Origin of the sequence: Pseudoalteromonas sp. NZS100, from assembly GCF_015864815.1 — a bacterium.
Lineage (GTDB): Bacteria > Pseudomonadota > Gammaproteobacteria > Enterobacterales > Alteromonadaceae > Pseudoalteromonas > Pseudoalteromonas distincta.
Map to the genome: position 1 here is coordinate 63,048 of NZ_JADYWM010000017.1, position 18,636 is coordinate 81,683.

Annotated in this window: 16 protein-coding genes; 5 read left to right on the top strand and 11 right to left on the bottom strand. The window is 38.3% G+C overall.

Annotation, left to right across the window (positions count from 1 at the left end; all coding sequences use genetic code 11):
• Positions 1-38 precede the first annotated feature (38 nt).
• Positions 39-365, top strand: a complete 327-nt coding sequence (locus I6E69_RS15910; RefSeq protein WP_002961716.1) for an RNA polymerase-binding protein DksA — start codon at positions 39-41, stop codon at positions 363-365.
• A 16-nt stretch (positions 366-381) separates the two neighbouring features.
• Here the strand turns inward: I6E69_RS15910 and I6E69_RS15915 are convergent, their stop codons facing one another.
• The 9 genes from I6E69_RS15915 to pyrC all read right to left on the bottom strand — a co-directional run bounded on the left by I6E69_RS15915 (position 382) and on the right by pyrC (position 9,223).
• A complete protein-coding gene (locus tag I6E69_RS15915) occupies positions 382-1,425 on the bottom strand; it encodes a hypothetical protein (RefSeq protein WP_197121638.1) in 1,044 nt (347 codons plus the stop codon).
• A 61-nt stretch (positions 1,426-1,486) separates the two neighbouring features.
• On the bottom strand, positions 1,487-2,746 hold the full coding sequence (locus I6E69_RS15920) for a tetratricopeptide repeat protein (protein ID WP_039487403.1): 1,260 nt from the start codon (positions 2,744-2,746) through the stop codon (positions 1,487-1,489).
• 11 nt (positions 2,747-2,757) lie between these two features.
• Positions 2,758-3,375 (bottom strand): energy transducer TonB, encoded by a 618-nt coding sequence (locus I6E69_RS15925; protein ID WP_024590813.1) that lies wholly within the window; start codon positions 3,373-3,375, stop codon positions 2,758-2,760.
• Positions 3,375-3,779 carry a biopolymer transporter ExbD gene (locus I6E69_RS15930; protein ID WP_002961710.1) on the bottom strand — a complete coding sequence of 135 codons (405 nt, stop codon included), beginning with the start codon at positions 3,777-3,779 and terminating at the stop codon, positions 3,375-3,377. The genes I6E69_RS15925 and I6E69_RS15930 overlap by 1 nt, the downstream gene beginning before the upstream one ends.
• A gap of 14 nt (positions 3,780-3,793) precedes the next feature.
• Entirely contained in the window at positions 3,794-4,318 is a 525-nt protein-coding gene (locus tag I6E69_RS15935) for a MotA/TolQ/ExbB proton channel family protein (RefSeq protein ID WP_002961709.1), read from the bottom strand.
• Positions 4,318-5,682 carry a MotA/TolQ/ExbB proton channel family protein gene (locus I6E69_RS15940; protein ID WP_002961707.1) on the bottom strand — a complete coding sequence of 455 codons (1,365 nt, stop codon included), beginning with the start codon at positions 5,680-5,682 and terminating at the stop codon, positions 4,318-4,320. Before I6E69_RS15940 ends, I6E69_RS15935 begins: the two co-directional genes overlap by 1 nt.
• A 6-nt stretch (positions 5,683-5,688) precedes the next feature.
• Entirely contained in the window at positions 5,689-6,459 is a 771-nt protein-coding gene (locus I6E69_RS15945; RefSeq protein WP_024590812.1) for a DUF3450 domain-containing protein, read from the bottom strand.
• Between the two features lie 1,069 nt (positions 6,460-7,528).
• The gene (locus I6E69_RS15950) at positions 7,529-7,732 is read right to left on the bottom strand and encodes a cold-shock protein (protein WP_002961702.1); all 204 of its coding nucleotides are present in this window, start codon (positions 7,730-7,732) and stop codon (positions 7,529-7,531) included.
• 438 nt (positions 7,733-8,170) lie between these two features.
• Positions 8,171-9,223: a dihydroorotase gene (gene pyrC, locus I6E69_RS15955; RefSeq protein WP_002961698.1), complete on the bottom strand. Its 1,053-nt coding sequence runs from the start codon at positions 9,221-9,223 to the stop codon at positions 8,171-8,173.
• A 291-nt stretch (positions 9,224-9,514) separates the two neighbouring features.
• Here pyrC and I6E69_RS15960 point away from each other — a divergent pair, with 291 nt between their 5' ends.
• The 3 genes from I6E69_RS15960 (at position 9,515) to I6E69_RS15970 (ending at position 14,001) form a co-directional block, all read left to right on the top strand.
• Positions 9,515-11,884, top strand: coding sequence for an EAL domain-containing protein (locus tag I6E69_RS15960; RefSeq protein ID WP_039487387.1), 2,370 nt, complete (start codon positions 9,515-9,517; stop codon positions 11,882-11,884).
• Between the two features lie 410 nt (positions 11,885-12,294).
• Positions 12,295-13,182 carry a LysR family transcriptional regulator gene (locus tag I6E69_RS15965; protein WP_002961689.1) on the top strand — a complete coding sequence of 296 codons (888 nt, stop codon included), beginning with the start codon at positions 12,295-12,297 and terminating at the stop codon, positions 13,180-13,182.
• 54 nt (positions 13,183-13,236) lie between these two features.
• Complete coding sequence (locus tag I6E69_RS15970) at positions 13,237-14,001, top strand: YdcF family protein (protein WP_197121639.1); 765 nt, start codon at positions 13,237-13,239, stop codon at positions 13,999-14,001.
• Positions 14,002-14,015: 14 nt separating this feature from the next.
• On the opposite strand, the gene I6E69_RS15975 is transcribed toward I6E69_RS15970, so the two are convergent.
• Positions 14,016-14,768 carry a Nif3-like dinuclear metal center hexameric protein gene (locus tag I6E69_RS15975; protein ID WP_197121640.1) on the bottom strand — a complete coding sequence of 251 codons (753 nt, stop codon included), beginning with the start codon at positions 14,766-14,768 and terminating at the stop codon, positions 14,016-14,018.
• Positions 14,769-14,918: 150 nt separating this feature from the next.
• Between I6E69_RS15975 and I6E69_RS15980 the strand changes: the two genes are divergently transcribed.
• Positions 14,919-15,260, top strand: a complete 342-nt coding sequence (locus tag I6E69_RS15980) for a hypothetical protein (RefSeq protein ID WP_002961684.1) — start codon at positions 14,919-14,921, stop codon at positions 15,258-15,260.
• A gap of 138 nt (positions 15,261-15,398) precedes the next feature.
• Here I6E69_RS15980 and I6E69_RS15985 read toward each other — a convergent pair whose 3' ends face one another.
• Complete coding sequence (locus I6E69_RS15985; RefSeq protein ID WP_197121641.1) at positions 15,399-18,578, bottom strand: amidohydrolase family protein; 3,180 nt, start codon at positions 18,576-18,578, stop codon at positions 15,399-15,401.
• Positions 18,579-18,636: the final 58 nt, after the last annotated feature.

Here is an 18,636-nt window from a genome sequence, read left to right on the forward strand (position 1 = left end):
GTATAACGTAAAGCCCATTTAATAAGGTTGTACTGATAATGCATCATCAAAAAAGACTTAACGATGAAATAGCACAAGTTAAATTAAATATATTAACCATGCTTTCTAAATCAGCTTACCCTGCACATCACCATTTAATACAAATTTTAGCTGATACAGCAAATAATGAATGGTTAGACTGCGCAGCAGAGAAGTTAGGCCCTGAGTATGCACTTTTAATCAGTCGCATGACCAAACTAGAAGCCGCACTAAGTCAAATAGAAATTGGCCAATATGGCTACTGCTGTGATTGTGAAGAAAAAATATCAGCTGAGTCACTTGAACTAGACCCCGCAACTCAACGGTGTACAAAGTGCGCACAATAAGCGCACTTTCAAATCATTATATAATGTGTTGTATAAAGCTAAATGATTGCCCTGGGTAGAGAATTATATCTTCAACCAAGTACTGGGCCTCTTCTGGACTCATTTGTAGGCGCTTTATAAGGTTCACCTTTGCTTGAGGCAAGGTCCACGCATGGTAGTGAATACCTATATCTGATTCCATCATCGCAAGCATCAATGTTTTATCTTTCTCAGACATATCCATAGCGCTCGCCATTGCAGGTAAGTCTCGATAGTTAGCCTGCCAATCTAAGCCTTCTATTAATTTTTCATCAGATAAATACTGAACTAAAAACGATTTTTGGTGAGAAGTTGGCAGCTCACTGTCGAATGCAACACGATCTAATACTTTTATTTTTTCGTTTAAAAGAGTAACCCATTCTAACGGTGAATGTACTTCGCCACTAAAGTAATTAAGTTTGCTCTGATACCACTGAGTGCCATTTGGCAGACCTCTTAGACCCACACTTCCTCTTGGCTTATAACTAGCTAAATAATCGCTAAAAGCTCTTATATGGCTTTTAAGCGCTGGTTGAACATCGTTACTTGCTATCGCACTTAATACATAGCTTTGTAACAATGTAAGTTCAACCTTGTTCAGCTTTAAATTGCTTTGTTGAGCACTGTCTAGGGTATCTTGGGTTAACTTGAGCCAAGTAATAACATTATCCGGTGTGTTTTTTGAGCCTTCAAAAGCGAGCATGTTTTCTAAAACATTTACTTGGGCCGGCCAATTAAAGTAGCGTTCAGGGAAACGCTCTGCAATTACCAAATAGTTTACTTGCGCAATTTGATTTAGATTAAGCTCCATACCCATTAGGCTCTGATAAATAGTATGGCGTATTGTTAAGTAAGCATCAGAGAAAACCAATTGATCTTTTTCAATGTTATTGCCTTTAGTAGCACCTGTTTGTACAAGCGCCATGTTTAAAGCTTTTAAAGCGACTTGTGCGTCCTCAAACGACTCATAAGATTGAGGCTGCTTTGAACATGCAGCTAAAAATAGGCACAGTAGTGATGATAAAAAGAGCTTTTTATACATAGTAGTTCCAATAAAAAAAGCCCCAGAGGGGCTTTTTATAAGTTGCTTAAGCTAATTAAAATTAAATTTTAACACCGTTGCGAGCGGCTTTATCTTTAATATATGTAGACCAACCTTTTGCAAACTTACGTGTGCGAGGGTCATCCATAGCTTTAGTAATTGCAGCATATGCTTGCTTATACTTACCTTGGTAGTAATACGCTTCAGCTAAATCTGAATAAATTGTGCCTTTTTTGTCAGAGCCAAGCTCTAATGCTTTATTCAAGCGAACAATAGCAGCACTGAATTTTTCAGATTGTAAAAGTAATGAACCAGCTTTGCGATAGTACTCAGCATCATCATCAAATTTAGCAGCTTCTTCGTAGTACTTAGCAGCTTTTTCTAAATCTTTAGAGCGATGGTAATTACTCGCAATCGCGCTAACATTCTGCTTTGTACGTTCTACTTTTTCACTCTTAATGGCCTTTTCTAGCGTTACAGCTGCTTTAAAAGGGATCTCATTTAGAGAGTAAAAGTTAGATAAGACTTTATACTCAACTTCATTTTCAAAGTAACCATTCTTGTATGCAACTTCCATAGTTGCTAAACCTTTAGAATAATCTTCAGTTTGTAGGTAATATTTACCTAAGCTAACCCAAGCTTTTTTATCATCAGGCCATACACGAACAATTTCTTCGCCAACTTTAACCATGTTTGCATAATCTTTAAGTTCAAAATATGCAGCTAATTTTAGTTGGAAAGGGCTTTTATTTGGCTCTTTTTGAAGTTTTATTGCCTTATCTGCTGGTTCAAAAACATCACGAAACTGCTGTAGCTGGAAATTAGCTTGAGCAATACGTGTATAAACCGTAGGGTCCTCTTCACCGGTAAAGTCCATCCAAGCTAAATATGCTTTTTTAGCTTCTTGGAACTTATCTGTACCAGCGTATAAGTCACCTAACAACTTAAGTGTCTGTTCTTGGTCAGCAAAGTTTAAAACATCAGGTGCAACGGCTTGCTTAGAGTACTTGATCGCTTCGTCATACTTTTCTTTTTGAGCGTACATGCTACCTAAGTAACGATTTACGGTCGCTTTATCAAAGTCATTCGAAGGGTCGATTTCCCTAAGCAAAACAATTGCTTCATCAACTTTTTCTTCGTTGTACAAATCAAATGCTTTAATTACTTTTTTACCAGTACGCTCGCCCATGATTTTAGTTTTTGCTTTTTTACGCTCTTCAATCTTTGCGTAATCCGGCGCTGCTAAAACAGATGCACTTAAAGTAGCACCCGACACAGACATAAGAATTGCAAGAGCAGTTACTTTAGAAAAATTTCTCATTACTCGCCTCCTTAGTTGCCTTGGTTAAGTTTAAAGTCTAATTGAACTTGTAAACCTGGTTGTTTCTGTGGTTTTCCGTCAATGATCTTAGGACGGTACTTCCACTTACGCAGTGCACGTTTAGCTTCACGGTCAAAGATACGTTTCGGATCTGCGTCAATTACTTCAACGTCAGTTACTCCACCTAACTCATCAATTGTGAATGAAAGTTGAACCCAACCTTCTTTACCATCACGTGCTGCTTGCGTTGGATATTTTGGTTCTATACGAACGATAGGTGTCGCATCACCATCTCGTCCAAATGCACCAGGACCACTCAATCCACCAGCTGAACTACCTATATCGATACTACCCATATTAAATGACATAGCACCAGGATTAGGATTATTATTTTCCGGCTGTGGCGGCTGCGGTTTAGGCGGCTGCTTTGGCGGTGGCGGAGGAGGAGGCGGTACACGCTTCCTCTCCTGCACCTTAGATTCAGGCGGATTCGTCATTATTTCGACTATGATCTGCTCTTTTTGTTCCGTATTACGGTCAGCCCCACCAGAGATGAGGAATGCCATGAAGTAGAACAAGCCGAAAGTAACTGCCCCACCTGCAATCAGTGAAAACAGAAAACGAATCATTACTGATCTCCAGCTATTGAAATTCTCAGGTTATCACCCGTCGCTTTAATCTGGTCCATAACTTTAACCACTACGCCGTGTTTTGCTTCTTTATCAGCTTGCAAAATTACAACTTCAGTAGGTTGTTCTGCTAATAAACTTTCGATTTTTGCTGAAATACGTTCAACATCAACCTGCTGTTTATCAATCCAGATCTCGCCGTTACTACGAATAGCAATAAAAATGTTAGCATTTTTTTGCTTAGTAGCTTGAGCCGCTTTAGGTTTATTGACCTCGATACCAGCCTCTTTAACGAACGATGTAGTTACGATAAAGAAAATAAGCATGATAAATACGATGTCAAGCATTGGCGTCATATCAACCGCTGCTTCTTCTTCTTCACGAAAACGTTGTTTACGTGCCATATTTAATTCTCTCTCTAGTGATGAGGCATACTATCAATAAGTTTGGCTTTCACCATTTTAGCTTTTGTCTCAAGACGTGAGCTAAAAAATACTCCAGATAATGCCGCAACCATTCCAGCCATTGTTGGGATTGTTGCCATTGAAATACCTGATGCCATTAAACGTGCGTTACCCGTACCCTGGTTGGCCATGGTTTCAAAAACCGAGATCATACCAGTAACAGTACCAAGTAAGCCTATTAAAGGACAAACAGCTACTAATGTCTTAATCAACAACATACGCTGATCTAATTTTTCAGACGCTTCAGAAATCCATGCTTCACGGATTCTGTGTGCGTACCAAGACGTAGTGTCTTGGCGGGCATCCCACTTTGCTACAATTTCTTTCGCTGTGCGAGGAAATTCTGCAAGTAGGAACCAATAGCGCTCAATCATTAAAACCCACATAAGAAAGAGTGCTATCGCGACCACGTATAAAACCTGGCCGCCTGTGCCAACAAAATCCCTGATAGATTCCCATATCTCCATCAGGACTAGCATTAGGCTTTCTCCTTCTCCGCGTGAGTAGCAACGATACCCGCGCTTTGCTCATCAAGGATGTGTAATACCGACTTACTACGACCAGCTACAAGAGCATGAAGTAGAATTAGTGGTAATGCAGCAATTAGACCTAGCGCTGTAGTTACAAGTGCTAGAGAGATGTTACCTGCCATGATCTTCGGATCACCCGTACCGAACAATGTGATTGTTTGGAACGTTAAGATCATACCGATTACTGTACCTAGTAGACCTAGTAACGGTGCGATTGCAGCAAGAATCTTAATTATATTGATACCAGCTTCAATGCGTGGCGTTTCACGTAGAATCGCTTCATCAAGTTTAAGCTCAAGGTTTTCAACATCTTGGTTCTTGTTGTCATGGTACACTTTAAGAATACGACCCAGTGGGTTATTTGTATTCGGTGTAGCAACATTTTTAAGCTGGCTCTTAATCTTACTAGTAGTAAGTGTAAGGTCAACAAAGCGGATTAGAGTAATTAGCATACCTAGGCCAAGTAAAGCCGTGATGATATAACCAACTACGCCACCTTGATGGAAGTATTCCATAAGGGTCGCTTTTTGAGTGTTGATACGTAAGATAGCACCACGAGTCGGATCTATGTAAACACCAGCGTAGTTATCTGGTGATGTATTTTCTAGAGCCGTGATACCGTCTAAGATATAACCGTCTGGTTGCTTACCTAGAGGCTGGATAGACTTAGTCTCTGGTGAATAAATTAAGTAACCATCGTCTGTAACTAAGTTAAAGTTACCGATACGTGTTACTTTTTTCATTGACGGGTTACCGTCAAGACCAGCAACTTCAGTTTCAAAAGTTGAAACTTTAGCTGATTCTGTCATTTCAGTTTGAAGTGAAATCCAAAGTTCTTCAAGTTCGCGAACTGTAGGAAGTTCTTTAGCAGCTGCTAACGAACGTAAGATTTCAGCACGACCTGGTTTTTCAGCACTAACTAGTGACGCTTCGATAGAACCGATAGCATCTTGAGCTGCACGACGTACAACACCAAACATCTCACCTAAAGTACCTTGGGCACTTTGAAGAGCTGCTTCTTTTTCAGCTAGCGTATTTTCGTTTTGTGCATATTGCTTAGCTAAGCTTTCACCACGAGACTTCTCAGAAGCAAGTTGGCTTTTAGCTTTGTTAAGTAATGCTTGCTTGTCAGCACGTTCTGATAAGAACTCTTGCTCACGTTGCTTATTGATTTTACCTTCAGAGATACGCTCTTGCTTTACTTGCTCAAGAATTTTATCTAGAGCTCCAGTATTTGCATGTGCATTAAGCGCGGTACCTGCAGAAACAGTTAGTACTGCTGCAACAGCAAAACCTTTAAATAGTTTCTTCATTATTGATTACTCCGCGCCAAAGATAGGTAGTTTAACAAGTTCTAATGTCGCTTGCTTACGCGCCATACGAATAACTTCTTTAACAGGTTTTAGGTATTCTTCGCCTAATTCTTTCCACTGTTTAGTGTTGTTATCCCACACCCAAGCATGTTTCAAGTCAAAAGACTGAGCAACGTAAGTGATACGACCTAACTGACCGATATCAACGTTAATGCTTTTACCATCAACTTCTAGAGTACCTTGTGAAGCAGATACAAGAGAGCTGTATGCTGTTTCAATAGTGTAAGCTTCAAGTACTTGACGGAATTTTTCAGACGTCGTTACAGACGCAGAAACCATGATCTCACGTAGTCTTTCAACACGTCCTAAACGCGTTTCAAGATTAAATGGAACGTCCGCTTTGATGAATTGCTCAAGCGTATCGATCATGCGATACATCAAAGGCACAACGTTTTGTTTAGTGTTATCAATAGTCGCGATTTGACGATCAAACGATTCAATTGAAGCGTTTTGGCTATCAACCAAGCGCGACACGTGATCGTTATACACTTTCATAAGTTCAGTCTCATCAACAACGCTACGGTACTCAGCGATTAGCTCCTGAGTTTGACCATATACATTGTCAATTTTAGTTTGAGACTTAACCGCAGCCTTTTGAATTTGTTGACCTGCTTTTTGCACGTCATTCAAAGGATCTGCAATCACATTGCTGCTTGCAAATGCAAATGCGCCAACCAACGCAGTTGCTACAAGACTCTTTCTGATTTTAACAGACATAGTTCCCAACCAATTAAGTAATGTTACTTTTATAATTTAATTATCCTCCGAGGAGAACAACCCTGATATCTTTTAATAGATATCAACCTTCCAATAATGCTAAATGCAATTAGCGCTGTCAACTTGATGTTTACTAATCTCAGTAAATAAATAGCTAAGTTAATGCTTAAACGAAAGTACCAGCCCACAACAGTTAACATTATTGCAACGAAGCTTTTTCTTAATATTTCTATTAAAGCCTTTTAAGGGGTGTATTTATTCGCATTGCACTGACATAAAACAACATTATTGCAACATTTAGCTAAAGCTGAATTCGCACTGAAAAAAAACTAAAAAAAATATAAATTGATATAACAAAAGTTATTTTTTACACGATTTTATCGTGTTTTATCGCCTCAGTTACACTTCATCTGAAAAAACAAACCATTTGTCGCACAAAAAAACAACACTGGATAATATTTAATATCGGATACTCACGCTTTATATACGTTACTTTTAAAACTATTTTAAAACGTGTTTTTTCATAAATAGTAATAATAAACTCAACAATGCATTTCTTTTAGCAGCATAAAAGCTTTTGATAATTAAACAGGTTGTATTTACCGCTTTAAAGTATTCTTTAATACTATTTTAACGTTAAGGTTAACTCAGTAATTAAGTTAATCATGAAGAGTTACCCTACTTTATTAGTAATACACTATAAATGAAGCTTTACGTTCACATAATAAAGTAATAGAAGCACCTAGAAGCCCTTCTCAATGAGTAGCCTTCATCACACAGAGTAAGCTTGAAACAGAATTTGCAAGGATTGATATTGAGCATCGATTTTATTTAAGCTGGTATCGGGCCCATTGAATAAATTCTTATGAATGGTTTTTAAAAGTATTAGAGGAATGTTTTGTTCGTAAGATTATTAGTTGTTTAGCTTTGCAAAGATAGAATGTTTGAGTAGTTTTTTAAATTTAAAAAAAGGAGAATTTGAGGTATGAAATAAATAGATTTAAAGAAGGGGAATTATGGTGAAACAGAAACCTGCTTCACCAAGATGAACTAGAGTTCACATAATAAATTATGCTGCTTCTACGTTCTCAGCTTCAGGGCCTTTTTGACCTTGTTTGATGCTGAATGTCACTGCTTGACCTTCGCTAAGAGTGCGAAAACCAGAACCAGTGATTGCGCTGAAATGTACAAACACGTCAGGACCATTTTCTTGTTCAATGAAACCAAAGCCTTTAGCTTCGTTGAAAAACTTTACTTTACCAGTAACCGACATACTAAATTTTCCTGTAAGTCAATAATTAAAATTCAGCCATATTATTATGGCAATATCCTCCCTGAGTCAATGCTCAAAAATATGGAGGTACAGTACAGGAACAAGTAATAACCTAACCGGTAACCTTAAACGCAGCACAATATCCGTAAATTCAATACATAAAAACTCAAAGCAAGGTAAGATTAACACATTATATTTTTTTTCGCTCTATTAATTAGGAATTATTTCTTAAAAATATAAATTTGTTTTAAATCGCCTTTAACTGACTAATTTACAAGCAAAAAACTATAAGTATTATTGTAATATTTATTGCTGTAAGCGAGATCAAAAGCCACCTACAACCACCCTGTCGTCGAATTACGCTTCAATAATATCAAAAGCACAAACAAAAAAGCCGCATTAAAAATTAAGCGGCTTTAGATTTAAATATATTATTGGCTATTCGACAGACCAATCCATTGTATTTTCAGCCTTTATAGGCACAACTTCAGAGTCGCCCAATGTATAACTTGCAGGTACTTTCCACGGCTTTCTTTGTAATGTAATTGTATCTGTATTACGCGGCAATTCGTAAAAATCAGGGCCAAAGTGGCTTGCAAACCCTTCAAGCATGTCCAAAGCTCCTGCATCCTCAAATGCTTCAGCATATAATTCAATAGCGGCATGAGCCGTGTATGCACCAGCACACCCACAAGCTGCTTCTTTTTTATCTTTATAATGTGGTGCAGAGTCAGTTCCTAAGAAGAATTTTTTATTTCCACTTATTGCTGCAGCCATTAATGCTTGCTGGTGAATGTTACGCTTGAGAATTGGCAAGCAGTAATAATGTGGGCGAATTCCACCCGCTAACATATGATTGCGGTTATAAAGCAAGTGATGCGCTGTAATTGTTGCCGCTACATTGCTAGGTGCATTAACTACAAACTCTACTGCATCTTTAGTCGTAATATGCTCGAGTACAATTTTAAGCTCAGGAAAGTCATTTACTACATCTCCTAAAATTGTATCCAGAAATACTTTTTCACGGTCAAAAATATCAATCGACGAATCTGTCACTTCCCCATGCACTAACAGCAACATGCCTACTTTTTGCATTGCTTTTAAAGCTGGATAAATATTTTTTACTGATGTAACACCCGAGTCAGAATTAGTGGTAGCGCCAGCAGGGTAAAGCTTAGCTGCTACTATTTTACCTGTCGCTTTAGCTTTTATTATTTCATCTGGTGTAGTTTTATCCGTGAGATACAAAACCATTAATGGCTCAAAGTTGCCTTGTGGATTTGCAGACATAATGCGTTCTCTGTACGACAATGCCGTATCTGTGCACGTTGCTGGCGGAACAAGGTTTGGCATAACAATAGCGCGGCCCATGTATCTGCTAATATCGCGTACAGTGTCTTTTAACTGGTCACCATCACGTAAATGTACATGCCAGTCATCAGGGCGAGTGATAGTAAGGGTTGTTACAGAGTTTGTATTATTACTTGTCATTACTTTGTTCCACGGCTGAATTTATCCGATCATAGGCATATGATGTTTTCGAGTAAAGATTTTATTAAAAATAAAGTTTTTATATGGATAAAATTACTGAGGTACTATTTAAAGCACAATGAGCAAATTCAATGTTATTAGCTTATTGTAATGATTTATGATTAATTAAAACTCGCTATATTAAAACTTTACAGTGTATGAAACCACTCATCGCTTTAATTTGTACAAAAACCCTAGATTAGGTTAACTTAACTGCGAATTTAAAAATAAAAAGAACAATATAAATTGCCTATGTCTTATAAAACTGATGCTACTAGAGCGCTTGAGATAAAAACTGATCAACTAAGTATCATTAATCAATTTTCATCTAGCCTATTGCAACTCGATACATTAGAAGAATTGTTTGAGTATGTTACAACACATGTTGTAAATCGCTTAGGGTTTGTTGATTGTGTCATATATCTAGCTGACAATAATGCAAATACATTAAACCAAGTTGCATCAATGGGTATTGCACACGCGCGGGACAAATATCAAGCGGAACGTAAAATAATACGTTTTAGTGAAGGTATAACGGGCGCTGTTGCAACGACCGGAAAAGCGGTAATTATTAACGATGTAACGAAAGACAGCCGTTATATCGCTGATGAACGCCCTGCTCAATCAGAACTATGTGTCCCCCTCATATATAAAGAACAAGTTTTAGGTGTTATTGATTGTGAGCACCCTATCAAGGGTTATTTTACCAATGCACACCTTGAAATTCTTACAACAGTTGCTCACTTACTCAGTGCCAAAATTAACCAGGTTAATACAGTAAACAACTTACAAAAAACAGTTGAGCAACTCAACAATGCACAAAAATTAGAAAACAGCTTATTACAAATCGCTAACCTAACTTACAAAGCGAATGACCTAGATACATTTTTTAAAGCCTTGCATTCAATCATAAATAACTTACTTCGAGCCGATAACTTTTTTATCGCTCTATACGACAAAAAAGTAGATATACTTGACCTCGTTTACATAGTCGAAGAAGGCATAAACACTAAAACTCATCAAAAAATATCTAAAGAACAACTTAAAGATACCGCTTCATATTACCTTCTAAAAACAGAGCAAACCCTATTACTTAACAAAGATGCCTTTCAAAGTCACATTAATAACGGTGATTTTAAAATGGTAGGTCGGCAATCTGAGTCTTGGTTAGGTGTTCCATTTCAAACAAGTGATCGTATAAGCGGGGTTATCGTTGTACAAAGCTACGATAAAACACTGCATTACAACGAACACGATAGTGCTCTTCTAACGTATGTAAGTCGCCAAATAAGTATGGCAATTGATAGGCAATTAGCCCGCCAAGAACTTGAGCACAAAGCATTACATGACGAGCTTACAGGCCTTGCTAACCGCTCACTACTCATTGAACGTATAAAACATGCTATTTTACGTTTAACGCGTGCTAAAAAGAGTACTAGCCATGCCCTGTTGTATCTAGACTTTGACCGTTTTAAAAGTATTAATGATTCGCTCGGGCATGAAGTTGGGGACCACTTCCTTATAAAAATATGCGACTTGATTAAAGGTACAGTACGAAGCACGGATACATTTGCACGTTTAGGCGGCGATGAATTTGCAATTTTTATGGAAAACATCACGCATAAAAACCAAGTTAATGAAGCTTTAAACCGCATTAAAAACGCATTATCAAAACCTTTAAATATAGATAACCACTTACTCCAAGCATCAACGAGTATTGGGATTGCCTATACAGATAACGTAAACGACAAAGCTTATATATTACTGCAACAAGCCGATGCCGCTATGTATGAAGCTAAGTCAACCGGACGTGGTCAGGTAAAGTTTTTTAATAACACGATGCGTAAAAAACTTAAAACCCATGCCGATATAGAAAACGACTTACAACACGGTATTGAACACAACGAGTTTGAACTCTATTTTCAGCCAATTTTCACAATTAATACCAGTGAAGTTATCGGCTTTGAAGCACTTGTTCGTTGGCACCACCCTACAAAAGGGTTTGTACCCCCTAATGACTTTATACCGATAGCTGAAACTACAGGGCAAATTATAAATCTTGATTTACATTTACTTGATTTGGCGGCCCAGCATATTTCAAATTGGCACCAACAAGGCCATCGTTTTTTGAAAGTCACCGTTAATGTATCGTCACGACACTTTGCAAGCCTCGATTTTGTAGCGCAAATACATTCCATTTATAATAAGTACCAATTACCTCTAGGTTCTTTATGCTTAGAAATTACCGAATCTGGCTTAATAGAAAATCTAGAACTCGCCACTCAAATAATTGAAGGTCTTTCACCTTTAAAAGTAAAATTATGCCTTGATGATTTTGGAACAGGTTATTCAGCACTAGGCTACTTGCACCAACTGCCTATTCATATTTTAAAAATAGATAAAAGCTTTATTGACCATCTACAGGATTCTACTAACCCACTTGTTGAAGCCATTTTATCACTTGCGCAATCATTAAAACTTGAAGTTGTAGCTGAAGGAATAGAAACAGTTGAGCAATTAACTATTTTGCAATCCACCGCGTGCGACTATGGCCAAGGCTTTTTAAAATCAAAACCTGTTACTGCCAAAGAAGCCATATTACTAATTAATAAACCCTTATAAAAAGTGCCAGCGAGTAGGTCGCTGGCTTAGGCATTACGCATATACTCTCCCATTGAGCTAAACTTAAGCTATAAGGCAAAACGACTCTATTTTTTAAAGCACAATCTAAAGTAAGCATTCAACAAACCTCACCTCATACCGTTATCAGCATGGTTAAAACTCACGCTGAGCTAAAATACACAGCAATCGTTATATTTAAAATACAACATGAAGCAAACTCATCTAAAACTCATCAAACCAGTTTTCAAATGACTTTTATTATTACTAACTCTAATATTTTCACGATTCATAGCGATAAATTGCAATAAAACGCATAACTTTAGCCATCTAGACGTTGAAACGTTTTTTATATAGGCGTAGTATGTAATTAATCTGAGCTGAACTCACTTTTTTCATGAGAATTTTTAAAGATGATTGGTATTAAACATTTAAAAACCATAGCAACCCTAAAAGAAACAGGATCTTTGGTTAATACAGCACGAGAGTTATTTTTGACACAATCTGCTTTATCTCATCAAATCAAAGATTTAGAGAATAAATTGGATTGCCAATTATTTGAACGTAAAACTCAACCAGTCCGCTTTACCCCTCAAGGAATGCTATTACTTGAATTAGCTCACGAAATATTGCCAAAAATGGAAGCGACTAAATGTCGTTTAAAAGAAAGCTTAAACCAGCCTATTTCTCAACTGCGTTTAAGTGTGGAATGCCATGCATGTTTTCATTGGTTATTACCTACTATTAAAGAATTTAATAACTTTTGGCCTGATATAAAAATTGATTATGAACGTGGCTTTAGTTACGACGCTATTCCTGACTTACTAAGCGATGAGCTCGATTTAGTTTTAACGTCTGACATACGCGAACCCGACACATTAGAATACGCGCACTTATTTGATTTTAAATTGAAGCTTATTGTGGCGCCGGATCATGAACTTGCTAAAAAAGCGTATGTAACAGCGCTTGATTTAAAAAACGAAACTATTATTTCATACCCAATCCCGCGTGAACGCCAAGATATATTTAAGCATTTCATTCAAAATGCTCGTTTTGACGGTACGTTAAAAACGGTTGACCAAGGACTACTTATTTTTCAACTAGTAAGTGCTGGAATGGGCGTTGCCGCTTTACCTGATTGGCTAGTTACACCTTATGAAAGCCAAGGCTTAATTAAATCAATTCCTTTGGGCGCTCTTGGTCTTACTCGCCCTATGTATTTAGCGATGAAAAAAGACATGAAAGATAACCCTGTTTATCGTCACTTTTTAAATACCTGTAAGCTAAATAACGGTCGATAATCATCAATATAATAAGTAATATCGCTGTAATTAACTCTACAGCGTTTAACTCTTATGTTTGTTATTAAAAAAATGATTGGTGGTTTACTTATGCCACTGCCTCTATTTGGTTTATTTGCGTGCCTGATGCTTCTACTGGCATTTAAAGGCCGCAAATCAGCCCTCTTCTTGTCTACTTTAAGCTTAATTGTATTACTTGCATTGAGCACACCCTTTATCGCCAATTTAATTATCCAAAATAATGAACCAGCGTCGCTTGCATTTAATGCCCTAAAGCACCCTAAAATAGACAAAATAGTTGTACTAGGTTGCGATATAAACCCAAATTCGGCTTTAAGTTCAAATAATCAATTAGGTAATTGTGCGCTAACGCGCTTAGTCGAAGGTGTAAAACTAGCGAAACACTACCCTAATGCAGAGCTTATCGTTTCAGGCGGGGGTTATAAAAACACCACTAATAGCGGGCTTATGTATCAAACGGCAATTAGTTTAGGCGTTAATAAGAGCCGTATTTTCCAAAATCCAAAAGCAATGGATACAGGTGAAGAAGCTAAATTACTGGCATCAAAATTAGTCGACTTTAAAGTTGCACTAGTAACATCTGTACTGCACATGCCCCGTGCCAAAGACTTATTTAATGCTCAAGGTATTGAAGTAGTTACCGCAGCCACTGATTATCATAATTTTGCTGCACTTCCATGGAGCAAGCAGTTTATTCCCAATGCTCATGCCTTACTTGTGGTTACTCAATACAGTCACGAAGTAGTAGGAAATATATGGATAAGTTTGCGCCGCTGGATAGATCCAGAGGCGCTGTAACTTATATAGCCTAATTAAACTGGGTTATCTATGTCTATAAATGTCACATCAAAACCATGCTCTTGAGCAAGTAACTCACCTAGTGCTTTTACACCATAGCGCTCTGTTGCATGATGCCCGGCTGCAAAAAAATCAATGTTTTGCTCACGAGAACTATGAATTGTCTGCTCCGATGCTTCACCCGTTAAATAAGCATCAATGCCTTGCTCTGCTGCTAAGTCAATATATCCTTGCCCACCACCAGTACACAGTGCAATGGTTTCTATTTTAGCTGAGCGTACTAAGCTTGTGAGCGGGGTTCGATTAAGCACTTTTGCAATTTTATCTGCAAAATTTTCACCACTTAATGGTGTTTTTAAACGCCCTTTCATTGCTACGCTATTTGAAGTTGGCTCTAGCCCTGTTTCAATTTCAATATCTAATAACTTTGCAAGTTGTGCGTTATTGCCAACTGCTGGATGAATATCGAGTGGTAAGTGATAGCCGAATAAATTAATATCGTTTGCTAGTAGTGCGCCTATGCGACGCTTTTTCATACCCGTTATTGGTTGAGATTCCCCTTTCCAAAAAAAACCATGATGAACCAAAATAGCATCTGCTTGTTGCTCAATGGCAGCTTCTATTAAGGCTTGACTTGCGGTTACACCCGTCACAATTTTTTTAATTTCGTTTTTACCTTCGACCTGTAAGCCATTTGGGCAAAAATCTTTTATTAAATGAGGTTTCAAAATGTCATTTAGGAGTTGGTTAAATTCTCTACGTTGCATACAACTTACCTTACTTAGCACTGAATTTTGTGCAAATTTTGGCGTTTATAGGCCTAAAATGGAAGGAAAATCGCAAAAAATTGAAAAACTGTTTTAAAATAGGTATAAATACCTCTTCTTTATCTGTGTTCACAACGTATAGGGTCTCTGATGAGCAAACTAGACAAAACAGAAGTGTTATCTGCCTTTGAAGCAGCGTACGAAACTGCCAATGGTAAAAAACCTGAAATCACAACCAAACCTGGTTGGTACAGCATTGATGGCGGTAAAAATTTACGCCTAGCTGACGTAGCAGAGCTTACTAAAAAATTAAACTCTGGTAAAACAACTAAAACGAAAAAACCAAAAGCAGCTGCTCCTGTTAAAGCACAGAAAAAAGCGCCATTCACTGTTGTTACCGAAAATGAAGAAGGTTACACAGCGGAAGAACTTTGGATTGTAATTTTAGCTCGTAAAGATCATGACTGTCGCTTACCGCGCGGTGTTGTTTAATCAACATTTATGATTTTTAAAAGAAACCGCGTTAAGCGGTTTTTTTATATCCGTTATTTGCCAAAAACATAAAGCTTTATAAGTTGTGTAAGACTAAAAAAAGCGGCTATGTAGCCGCTTTAAAAAGTTTAAAATAAATTACAGTTCTTCAAAATAAAGTGGTTCGCGTTCTTTTTTACCCACTTCATTCATTGTCTCTGCATTGAATAGTCGACCATTGATCATTGTGTAATCTACTTTATCCGAATCTCGAATATTTTTAAGCGGATCGCCATCTATAACCATTAAATCAGCCAGTTTGCCCACTTCAAGCGAGCCTACGTTTTTATCAAGCCCTAAATACTTAGCCGGATCGAGTGTTGAAGCACGTATTGCCTCAAGCGGTGTCATTCCGCCTTGTGCGAACATCCACATCTCCCAGTGTGCACCTAAGCCTTCACGCTGACCGTGCGCACCTAAGTTAACTAATACACCTAGGTCTTGCAGCTCAGCAGCAACGCGTGCGTTATTAAAGTGATTATAGTGATGATCGGGCGCTTTAATGCGGCGCATAGAGCGTGGTAATAATTGATTTTTTGGCACAAATTTACTTAAACGCGGGTGATTCCACACATCAGTTTTATCGTACCAGTAGTTCTCACCCCAAATGCCACCATAAGCCACTACAAGTGTTGGTGTGTAACCAACATCACTTTGCGACCATAACTGCTTTATATCGTCATATATGTTCTCTACAGGGATTGAATGCTCAATACCTGTGTGTCCATCTACAATCATACTTAAGTTATGTTGTAATAATGAGCCACCTTCAGGGACAACCATCATTTCAAGTTCACGGCCTGCTTCAATAACTTGTTGGCGCTGCTCTCGGCGTGGCTGGTTATAAGACTTAACACTAAATGCACCTACTTTTTTAAGGCGCTCTAAATGAAATTTAGCATCGTCTAACGAGTCAATATGCGACGTATAACCTGGCATATTTGCACCATATAAAATAGTACCCGTTGAGAAAATACGCGGGCCAACAATCATGCCTGCCTTTTGCATTTCGCTTGCGGTAAATATTTCTGAGGTATCGTTTGATGGATCGTGAATTGTAGTTACACCCAGCGCTAAACCTGCAAAGTTTTTCCAGTTTTGCTCAGGTATAATTTCACCGCTTGCTTGCGAGCCATGTGCATGAGCATCAACAATACCAGGCATAATAGTTTTACCTGTTACATCAATAACCTCAGCACCTTTAGGGATGCTTATATCGCTTGCTGTACCAATTGCTTTAATATGCTTGCCATCAGTGATAATAACACCATTTTCAATAACCTTTTCGCCGTCCATAGTTATAATTTTTGCACCAGTGAGCGCAATCATGCCTTTAGGCTCTGCCATTTTTTTACTGAAACCGATATTATCGCCACTTTTCACTTTAAAGTCGGCATCTTCGGCTTTGTTAATAGCAAACATCCCCTCAAGGCTTGCATGATAAAGCTCAGGCCCTAATGTCCAATAAAGCGTGTTGCTCTTAGCACTCCAGCTAATGTTTTCACCAGCACGTACCGATAACTGCTCTATTGGAAATTGACTGTCTTTAGGCCCAATATTAATTGTTTTACCTCTTTGAACAAACGGTGTTACAAATACTTTAAATCGCTCAGCAAAAGCGAGATATTGCCCATCTGGTGATACTCTAAATTCTGTCGCATGTTCTGACTCGTACAGTTTACGAACTTTTTTACTTTCAAGCTCAACTACACTTAGCGTTGGTTTTGGCCAAGGACTCATTATAAAAACGCGATCGTTTGCATCTCCAAATTGTGGTTGATAACCACTTTTTGAAATAAGCTCACTTTTACCGCCTTTTGCGCTTACGCTATAAACCCCCGGATTAAGTGACCATTTAGGGTTTAAAATACTGCCGCCAGTGGCTTTTCGATAAACAACCGTCTTTCCATCTGGGCTAAAAGTTGGCTCTACATACTTGCCTGGCTGCGTTGTAATGGTATCGCCACGGCCACTGCGCGCAGACACAACCCTTACAGACCCTTGTTTGTTATCATCCCATGTGGTGTAAACTATTTTTTTACCATCGCGAGAGTACTGTGGAAATAATTCGTAATGATCAGTTTGCTTTGTTAAACGCTTAATTTTACCCGACTCTAAATCACGTTTATAAATATGCCCAAGCGCTTCAAAAATTGCCGTTTCGCCATCTGGGCTTACTTGCACATTACGTAGCATTTTTACATCAAACTCATCAGTATCTAAGTTTTGTGTAAAGCGCACCGCTTTTTGAATTTTTTTACTTGTTTGCACTTTAAAAGGAATGGTTTTTACAGATTTGTCTGCAACATCTAGCTTGTGAATTGTACCACCAGCCCAAAACACCAGTTCTTCGTTATCTGGTGTCCATGCAATGGTTGGGTATACACCATGAATAGCCCATGTTTCTTGCATATCTCGCTCAAGCTTATCGTAAAGCTTAGTGTGCTCACCGCTGGTTAAGTCATATAAATAAAGACTAGTTTGAAAGTCATCACGCTTTATATAAGCAAGCTTTTTACCATCAGGTGACGGTGTAGGCCTAATAGCACCGCCCATCGTATCGATTATGGTTTCAATTTCACCCGTTTCACGGTCGTAGCGCTTAATTTTATAAATGCCCGCTACAGAATCTTTTGAATAATGAAAGGTTTTACCGGGTGTTGCATCATGCGAAAAGTATACATAACGACCATCAGGTGAAAACATTGGCTCACCTAAATCTTTTTGATCGTTCTCGCGTTTTGTAAGCTGCACGCCCTTGCCACCCGCTTTATGATACAACCACACTTCACCTGCTCCCAATGAGCGGCTAGCTGTAAAGTGTTTACGCGCAACTAAGTAGTCGCCATCAGGACTCCATGCAGGGCTATTTAGTAATCTAAAGGTTTCATCGGTAACAGCGTGTTGGTTTTCGCCATTTAAGTCCATTATCCAAATGTTATCGCCACCACCTTGGTCGGAGGTAAACGCAATACTTTTGCCGTTAGGACTAAAGCGTGGTTGCATTTGCCATGCAATATCAGAGGTGAGCTTTGTAGCTGTACCACCACTCATTGGCATAGTGTAAATATCGCCAAGTAAGTCAAACACCACGGTTTTACCATCAGGGCTAATATCTATATTCATCCATGTGCCCTGCTCAACGCTAATTGCAGCGTCAACAAATTGCCCCTTAGGTGAATCTACTTGCCATTTTTGTTCGTCTTTTTCAGCGGCATTTACCTGCCCTATCGCTAATGACACCGACACCGCCAATACTGTATGAAGCATTTTTTTCATGCGTTTCTCGCTTGTTATTGTTGCAGTAAAAACTATTTCACATGATTGCAACAAAAAC

Coding starts and splice junctions, on each gene's coding strand:
- I6E69_RS15910 (WP_002961716.1), top strand. CDS start 39: ATGCATCATCAAAAAAGACTTAACGATGAAATAGCACAAGTTAAATTA.
- I6E69_RS15915 (WP_197121638.1), bottom strand. CDS start 1,425: ATGTATAAAAAGCTCTTTTTATCATCACTACTGTGCCTATTTTTAGCT.
- I6E69_RS15920 (WP_039487403.1), bottom strand. CDS start 2,746: ATGAGAAATTTTTCTAAAGTAACTGCTCTTGCAATTCTTATGTCTGTG.
- I6E69_RS15925 (WP_024590813.1), bottom strand. CDS start 3,375: ATGATTCGTTTTCTGTTTTCACTGATTGCAGGTGGGGCAGTTACTTTC.
- I6E69_RS15930 (WP_002961710.1), bottom strand. CDS start 3,779: ATGGCACGTAAACAACGTTTTCGTGAAGAAGAAGAAGCAGCGGTTGAT.
- I6E69_RS15935 (WP_002961709.1), bottom strand. CDS start 4,318: ATGCTAGTCCTGATGGAGATATGGGAATCTATCAGGGATTTTGTTGGC.
- I6E69_RS15940 (WP_002961707.1), bottom strand. CDS start 5,682: ATGAAGAAACTATTTAAAGGTTTTGCTGTTGCAGCAGTACTAACTGTT.
- I6E69_RS15945 (WP_024590812.1), bottom strand. CDS start 6,459: ATGTCTGTTAAAATCAGAAAGAGTCTTGTAGCAACTGCGTTGGTTGGC.
- I6E69_RS15950 (WP_002961702.1), bottom strand. CDS start 7,732: ATGTCGGTTACTGGTAAAGTAAAGTTTTTCAACGAAGCTAAAGGCTTT.
- pyrC (WP_002961698.1), bottom strand. CDS start 9,223: ATGACAAGTAATAATACAAACTCTGTAACAACCCTTACTATCACTCGC.
- I6E69_RS15960 (WP_039487387.1), top strand. CDS start 9,515: ATGTCTTATAAAACTGATGCTACTAGAGCGCTTGAGATAAAAACTGAT.
- I6E69_RS15965 (WP_002961689.1), top strand. CDS start 12,295: ATGATTGGTATTAAACATTTAAAAACCATAGCAACCCTAAAAGAAACA.
- I6E69_RS15970 (WP_197121639.1), top strand. CDS start 13,237: ATGTTTGTTATTAAAAAAATGATTGGTGGTTTACTTATGCCACTGCCT.
- I6E69_RS15975 (WP_197121640.1), bottom strand. CDS start 14,768: ATGCAACGTAGAGAATTTAACCAACTCCTAAATGACATTTTGAAACCT.
- I6E69_RS15980 (WP_002961684.1), top strand. CDS start 14,919: ATGAGCAAACTAGACAAAACAGAAGTGTTATCTGCCTTTGAAGCAGCG.
- I6E69_RS15985 (WP_197121641.1), bottom strand. CDS start 18,578: ATGAAAAAAATGCTTCATACAGTATTGGCGGTGTCGGTGTCATTAGCG.